A 7129-nucleotide genomic window follows, 5' to 3' on the forward strand; every position below is an offset into this window, starting at 1 on the left:
GCCAGCCCCGGGCGGCTGCCGCCGGCGGCCAGACGGGCGTCGACGCGGACCTTCAGGCTGTCCAGCAGGTCTTCGGCGATGCGGCGGCCGTCCAGGATGCGGGCGGAATGGGGGGCGGCGGACTCGTTCATCGAATGCGGGGGCGTGAAGCGGCGGGGAGCGTATTGTCCCCGATTACCGTTGTCCGGAACACCGGTCATTCCTCCTCTTCGGGAACCTCGTCGGCGTTCAACGTCCGCGCCTTGCGCTTGGGCGCGGTGAACGGGGTCGGCGTGGGCACGCCGGGCAGCGCGCTGCCGAACACCATGTGCGCGCCGGCGCGCAGGTCGCCACCGGCCATTTCCAGCTCGAAACGTTCGGCGTCGCGCAGGCGGATCTGCTCGGCAATGTCGCGCGCGTCGTCTTCATCCGCACCCAACTCCATCAGTGCGGCCTGACCGAACATCAGCGCACTCTCGAACGTCTCGCGGATCTGGTAATCCACGCCGGCGTGAATCAGGCGAAGCGAATGCTCACGGTCAAACGAACGCACCAGCAGCTTGGCCTGCGGGAATTCGTGCGATACCAGTTCAACAATGCGGTCGGCATCTTCGGCATTGTTCACGCACACTGCAATCGCTCGCGCACTGGCTGCACCGGAAGCATGCAGCACATCCAGGCGGGTGCCGTCGCCGTAGTAGATCTTGAACCCGAAGCGCTCGGCGTTGTGGATCATGTCGACGTCGTTGTCGATGATGGTCACGTCCACGTCGCGGGCCAGCAGCGACTGGCTGGCGACCTGGCCAAAGCGTCCGAAGCCGATCATCAGCACGCTGCCGGACATGCCTTCTGCGGTGTCGACACCATCCAGCGACACTTCGCGTGCCGGCATCAGCTTGTCATGCAGCAGCACGAACAGCGGCGTGAGCGCCATCGACAGCACGACAATGGCGGTGAAGTTGGCATTGACCTCGACGCCGATCACGCCTGCGGCCGCCGCCGCAGAGAACAGCACGAAAGCGAACTCGCCACCCTGCGCCATCACCACGCCACGGTCCAACGCCTGGCGATGGTCGCTGCCCAGCAGACGCGCCACCACGTAGATGCACACGGCCTTGGCCGCCATCAGCGCCAATACCCCGGAGAGGATCAGCGGCCAGTTGTTGGCCACCACGGTGAGGTCCAGCGCCATGCCGACGCTGAGGAAGAACAGGCCGAGCAGGATCCCGCGGAAGGGCTCGATGTCCGCTTCAATCTGGTGGCGGAAGGTGGATTCACTGAGCAGCACGCCGGCAAGGAAGGCCCCCATCGCCATCGACAAGCCGCCCAGCTGCATCAGCAGCGCCGCACCCAGCACCACCAGCAGCGCGGCGGCGGTCATCACTTCGCGCGCCTTGGCCGCGGCCAGCAACCGGAACAGCGGATTGAGCAGGAACTTGCCGACCAGCACCAGACCGACGATGGAACCGGCCCCGATTGCGATGCTGAGCCAGCGCGAGCCTTCGCCCGGTTCAGCGTGCACCGGGGCCATCAGCGCGACCACGGCCAGCAGCGGGACAATCAGCAGATCTTCAAACAGCAGGATGGAGACGATCTTCTGCCCCGATGGCAACGCGATGTCGCCGCGCTCGGCCAGCAGTTGCATGACCACCGCGGTCGACGTCAGCACGAAACCGGCGGCACCGATGAAGGCCACCGGCAGGGGGAAGCCGAACAGCATGCACACCCCGGTCAACACCGCGCCGCAGACCACGATCTGCAGCGTGCCCAGCCCGAAGATTTCCCTGCGCAGGCTCCACAGGTGCGAGGGCCGCATTTCCAGGCCGATCACGAACAGGAACATCACCACGCCGAGTTCGGCGGTATGCAGGATCGCCTGCGGATCGGAGAACCAGCCGAAGCCGAACGGACCGATCGCCAGGCCAGCGGCGAAGTAGCCGAGCACCGAGCCCAGCCCCAGTCGCCGGAACACCGGCACCATCACGACCGCCGCACCCAGCAACGCGACCACTTTCACCAGTTCACTGCTGGCACCTGCTTCGACCGCCATGCGGTGTGTTCCTTGAATCCCCGATCAGTCGTCACGATAGGACAGATTGACGCAGGGACATAGCAACTATCGGGGGGTTGTTTGTGCCAGAAATGGAACGACAAAGATTTGCAGGACGGATTGTTCCCCGTAGAGCCACGCCCTGCGTGGCTGAGCGGTGCCAGGTTGGTCGAAGCCACGCAGGGCGTGGCTCTACGGATTCGTCATCCGCCTGCACAGAACGCGGCGTAATCGATATACCCGGGAAACACGGCCCCCGGCGCGCACAGCGGACACCCCGGGTCCGGCCGCAGACGCACCTCGCGGAAGCGCATGCCCAGCGCATCGAAGCTCAACAACCGGCCCGCCAGCGGCTCGCCGATCCCCAGCAGCAGCTTCAGCACCTCGGTCGCCTGCAACAGGCCGACCATGCCCGGCAGCACGCCCAGCACCCCGGCCTCGGCGCAGTTGGGTGCGAGTTCGGCCGGTGGCGGTTCGGGAAACAGGCAGCGATAACACGGCGCATGACCCCGTTGGCGGCCGGCGTCGAACACGCTCACCTGCCCGGTGAAGCGCTCGACCGCACCGTACACCAACGGCAGCGCGTGCTTGATGCAGGCGTCGTTGAGCAGATACCGCAGGGGGAAGTTGTCGGAGCCGTCCAGCACCACGTCCACGCCTTCCAGCAGCGCATCGATGTTCTTCGACGTCGCTCGCGCCTGCACCGTCTCCACGTGCAGATGTGGATTCAGCGCCAGCAGGCGCTCGCGCGCGGAGGCGACCTTGGCCTGGCCGACGCTGGCGTCGGTATGCAGTATCTGTCGCTGCAGGTTGCTGCGGTCCACGACATCATCGTCCACCAGACGCAGCTGCCCTACCCCGGCAGCCGCAAGATAAAAGGCGGCGGGCGAACCGAGGCCGCCGGCACCGAGCACGAGCACGCGCGCCTGCTGCAGGCGGCGCTGGCCTTGTGCGCCGACCTGCGGCAGCAGCAGGTGGCGCGAGTAGCGTTCGTTGAAGTCGCGCTCGGCGTCGGTCTGCAGCGGCTGCACCAGCGGCAGGCCGGCGCTTCGCCAGGCGGTGGTGCCCCCGGCGACTGAGGTGACGTTGGGGTAGCCCAGGGCGAGCAGGTGTTCGGCGGCGGCCAGTGATCGGCGTCCGCTCTGGCAGATGAGCAGGATTTCGCGGTCGTTGGCTGGCAGGTGGGATGCGGGGCTGGATTCAAGATCGCCCTTGGCGATACCGAAGGCACCTTCGGCCATGCCGTTGGCGCGCTCGTGGGCTTCGCGGACGTCGATCAGGAGCGCCCCCTGGGTGTGGCGGGCGCGGGCTGCTTCCGGAAGGATTTCGGGGGCGGTCATTGCGGCATTATCGGCCGTCGGGACACATGGGGGAAATCCGCATTGCACGCCCGGGGTTACTTGCCCTTGACGTGCTTCATCAGGCGGCGCTTGCGCGCGATCTGGCGTTCGGTCAGCACGTTCTTCTTGCCTTCGTAGGGGTTGGTGCCTTCGCGGAAGATGAACTGCACCGGGGTGCCAATGAGCTTGAAGCGCTTGCGGAAGAAGTTTTCCAGGTAGCGCTTGTACGACTCGGGCAGGTCCTTGAGGCGGGTGCCGTGCACGATGAAGGTCGGGGGATTGGAACCACCCGGGTGCACGTAACGCAGCTTGGACACATGGCCGCGGATGGCCGGCGGCGGGTTCGACTCGTACGCCATTTCCAGCGCCTTGTTGACCTCGCTGGTGCTGAACTCATGCGTGGCCGACGCATGTGCCTGGTGGATGGCACGGAACAACTCGCGCAGACCCGAGCCATGCTTGGCCGAGATGCGCACGTTTTCCGCCCACGGCACGAAGCCCAGCTTGCGCGACACCAGCGTTTCCGCCTGCTCGCGCTGGTACTCGGTGAGGCCGTCCCACTTGTTGATCGCCACGACCAGCGCACGGCCGGCATCCAGCACCGCACCCAGCACACTGGCGTCCTGGTCGGTCACGCCTTCGCTGGCGTCCAGCATGAGAACGGCGACCTGGCACTGCTCGATGGCCTGCAGGGTCTTGACCACGCTGAACTTCTCAACCACCTCGTCCACGCGCGACTTGCGACGCAGGCCGGCGGTGTCGATCAGGCGGTACTGACGACCGTCGCGCTCCAGGTCCACGGCGATGGAATCGCGGGTGGTGCCGGGCACTTCCGAGGCGATCATGCGCTCTTCGCCAAGGATGCGGTTGACCAGGGTCGACTTGCCCACGTTCGGGCGGCCGACGAAGGCGATGCGGATGCGCGCCGGATCGTTGTCCAGCTCTTCGCCGCTGCCCTCTTCCGGCAGGCGCTGCACGACTTCGTCGAGCAGGTCGTCCAGACCCTGCCGATGCGCGGCCGAGACGGTGAGCATTTCGCTGAAACCGTAGCGCGAGAACTCCGAGCGCACCGCGTCTTCATCGGTACCGTCGATCTTGTTGATCAGCAGCAGCGTGGGACGCGACAGCTTGCGCAGCCAGCTCAGGATCTCGTCGTCCAGGGCCGAGGTGCCCTCACGGGCGTCGACCACGAACAGGATCAGGTCGGCCTCACCGGCCGCCGCGCGGGCCTGGCGTGCCGTCGCACCGGCCAGGCCTTCCTCGTCCTCGGCGATACCGCCGGTGTCGACCACGAGGAAATGATTGTCCTCGTCCAGCCGACACACACCATAGTTGCGGTCCCGGGTGACGCCGGGCTGGTCATGGACCAGGGCGTCACGGGTACGGGTCAGCGCATTGAAAATGGTGGACTTGCCGACATTCGGCCGTCCAACCAGGGCGACCAAAGGCAGCATCGCGGTAACTCCTTAGTTTGCCAACCGGAAGGCGGTCAGCTTTCCATCAACGTTCTGCACCAGCAGAATCCCATCAGCGACCACCAGCGCGCCCCGCAGGGCATCCCCGCCGGTCTTGGCGCGGGCGGCCATCTGGCCATCTTCGGTGCGCAGCCAGTGCACATAACCCTTGTAGTCACCGACCACAACGTAATCGCCCTGGATGACCGGACCGGTCAGGGTGCGCCGGGCCAGGCCCGTCTGCGACCACATGGCCGTGCCGCTCATCTTGTCCAGGCCGAATACACCGCCCTTGCTGTCGGTGACGAACACATTGCCCGAGGTCAGGGCGACGCCACCGGCACCGCCATGATCGCGCGCCCACAGCGGACGACCGGTCGGCCCTTCAATGGCCATGGTCTGGTTCTTGAAGCTGCTCACATACAGCGTGTTGCCTTCCAGCACCGGGGCACCGTCAACGTCGGACATGCGCTCCAGTTCGGTACGGCCCTCGCCATTGGCAACCATCTGGTCCCACACGGTGCGGCCATCCTGCATGGCCAGCGCGGCCACGCTGCCGTCATCGTTGCCGATGAACAGCACGCCCGGGCCGGCCACCACCGGCGCGTTGCCGCGCACGGTCAGCGCGGGCAGCTCGCGGGGGTTGAACCACTTCTGGGTGCCATTGGAGGCTTCAAAGCCGGTCACGCGACCGTCGTTGCTGCGCACGAACACCAGGCCCTGGGCGATGGCCGGAGCCGAGATCACTTCACCCGGCACCTTGGCACGCCACTTTTCGGTACCATCGTTGGCGTCCAGCGCGATGACCTGCCCGTCCAGCGTGCCGATCACCACCAGGCCCTCGCCGACGCCAGGACCACCCGACAGACGCAGCTTGGGCTGCTTCTTGACCTTGGCCGGTTCGTAGGTCCACACGGTCTTGCCGGTCTGCAGGTCCAGCGCCTGCACGCCGCCTGTGATCGCCGCCGCGAACACGCGACCATCGGCCACCACCGGAGCCTGACGGACGCCGATACGCTTTTCACCCTTGCCGACGCCGGTGCTCCAGATCTTGTCGACCTTCAGGGTCGGCTCGAACTTGACCAGCTCCGCCGGCTCCTGCGCCTTCTTGGCTTCCGCATCCTTGCCCGCGAACCAGCCCTTGACGGTGCTGCAACCGGACAGCGCCACACCCATCAGCACCAGGGTGGCAACGCGCTTGATCATGACCATCTGCTTCATTACGCCGACTCCGCAGGATCGGTGACCGTGCCACCCGCATCCATCACCTTGATTTCCAGCAGTCGCCGCTGCGGCGCCGCCACGTCCAGCGTCTTGAGCGCCTTCTCATACTGACCGCGCGCTTCGTCGCGCTTGCCGGCGGCCATCAGCGCATCGCCGTGGATCTCCAGGCTGGCGCTGTCGCTGGCCGCGCCCAACTGCTTGATCGCCTCGTCACTCTTGCCACCGGCAATGAGCAGGCGCGCGATGCGCTGGTCGACGGCCGCCTTGAATTCCGGCTCGGCCGAGATGGCGCGCAGGGTTGCCAGGGCCGCGTCGTTCTGACCGGCATCGACCTGCGCCTTCGCCAGCTGCATCGCCGCCAGGTCGGCGTACAACGACGACTTGCCGCCTTCCAGTGCCTTCACGCCCTTGGCGGCTTCGTCCAGCTTCTTGTCCTGCAGCTGCTTGAGCACTGCCTGGTACTGCACATTGGCATTGGCCAGCTCGTTGCCCTGCTGCTTCTGCCACCACTGCCAGCCCGTAATGCCGCCAATGGCAATGGCCACACCGGCAATGATGCTGACACCGTTTTTCCGCAGCCAGCCGCGGACGCGTTCACTTTGTTCGTGCTCGTCGAGCAGGTCGTCGATCGCCATGCGTACTCTCGCCCCTGCCCGTCAGGAGGGACTTTCGTGAATTGAATTGTCGAAATGGAGCCGTGGTTCAGTGTGAAACCGGAGCCACGGAGCCGTCAGAGGATACCGTAAAGCGCGCCACGTTGGCTCGCTGATACGGCGAAAGGTCGACGATAGCGCCGCCCTGCTGAACCTCCACCGCCGACGCATTGCCCAGCACCATGCGGGCCACCTGGCCCGGGCTGAAGCTGCGCGATTCGCCGGACTTGATCAGCGCCTTCTCCACGGTGGCGCCATCCGGACCGGAGATGTCCACCCAGCTGTCGCCCTTGAACTGCAGGCTGAGGGTGCCGCCACCGGCGGCCGGGGCGGCACTGGCCGCTGGCCGGGGTACGGGCGTCAACGAAGCCAGATACGGGGCCGAGGGCGTGCTGGCTGCCGTGGCCGGAGCCGCAGCAGGGGCAGCCG

At 66.3% G+C, this 7129-nt stretch carries 6 protein-coding genes and 1 pseudogene; all 7 read right to left on the bottom strand.

The features are described from left to right. Positions 1–131 (bottom strand): annotated as a pseudogene (locus tag EGJ34_RS19550) (bifunctional methylenetetrahydrofolate dehydrogenase/methenyltetrahydrofolate cyclohydrolase); the annotation flags it as partial. A gap of 65 nt (positions 132–196) precedes the next feature. Continuing rightward, the gene (locus EGJ34_RS19555) at positions 197–2029 is read right to left on the bottom strand and encodes a monovalent cation:proton antiporter-2 (CPA2) family protein (protein ID WP_125362117.1); all 1833 of its coding nucleotides are present in this window, start codon (positions 2027–2029) and stop codon (positions 197–199) included. A 203-nt stretch (positions 2030–2232) separates the two neighbouring features. Beyond that, positions 2233–3369 (bottom strand): molybdopterin-synthase adenylyltransferase MoeB, encoded by a 1137-nt coding sequence (gene moeB, locus EGJ34_RS19560; RefSeq protein ID WP_125362118.1) that lies wholly within the window; start codon positions 3367–3369, stop codon positions 2233–2235. A 56-nt stretch (positions 3370–3425) separates the two neighbouring features. Next, entirely contained in the window at positions 3426–4823 is a 1398-nt protein-coding gene (gene der, locus EGJ34_RS19565) for a ribosome biogenesis GTPase Der (RefSeq protein ID WP_125362119.1), read from the bottom strand. Between the two features lie 12 nt (positions 4824–4835). After that, complete coding sequence (gene bamB, locus EGJ34_RS19570) at positions 4836–6044, bottom strand: outer membrane protein assembly factor BamB (protein WP_125362120.1); 1209 nt, start codon at positions 6042–6044, stop codon at positions 4836–4838. Then, a complete protein-coding gene (locus EGJ34_RS19575) occupies positions 6044–6682 on the bottom strand; it encodes a tetratricopeptide repeat protein (RefSeq protein WP_125362121.1) in 639 nt (212 codons plus the stop codon). The genes bamB and EGJ34_RS19575 overlap by 1 nt, the downstream gene beginning before the upstream one ends. Positions 6683–6749: 67 nt before the next feature. Next, positions 6750–7129 (bottom strand): DUF4115 domain-containing protein (locus EGJ34_RS19580; RefSeq protein WP_125362122.1); only part of this gene is annotated, 380 nt, incomplete at its 5' end.

This window comes from Stenotrophomonas sp. 278 (genome assembly GCF_003935715.1).
GTDB classification, from domain to species: domain Bacteria; phylum Pseudomonadota; class Gammaproteobacteria; order Xanthomonadales; family Xanthomonadaceae; genus Stenotrophomonas; species Stenotrophomonas maltophilia_AH.

Bases quoted from the DNA above. Each gene is read 5' to 3' on its own strand.
- der (WP_125362119.1), bottom strand. From the start codon at position 4,823: ATGCTGCCTTTGGTCGCCCTGGTTGGACGGCCGAATGTCGGCAAGTCC.
- bamB (WP_125362120.1), bottom strand. From the start codon at position 6,044: ATGAAGCAGATGGTCATGATCAAGCGCGTTGCCACCCTGGTGCTGATG.
- EGJ34_RS19555 (WP_125362117.1), bottom strand. From the start codon at position 2,029: ATGGCGGTCGAAGCAGGTGCCAGCAGTGAACTGGTGAAAGTGGTCGCG.
- EGJ34_RS19575 (WP_125362121.1), bottom strand. From the start codon at position 6,682: ATGGCGATCGACGACCTGCTCGACGAGCACGAACAAAGTGAACGCGTC.
- moeB (WP_125362118.1), bottom strand. From the start codon at position 3,369: ATGACCGCCCCCGAAATCCTTCCGGAAGCAGCCCGCGCCCGCCACACC.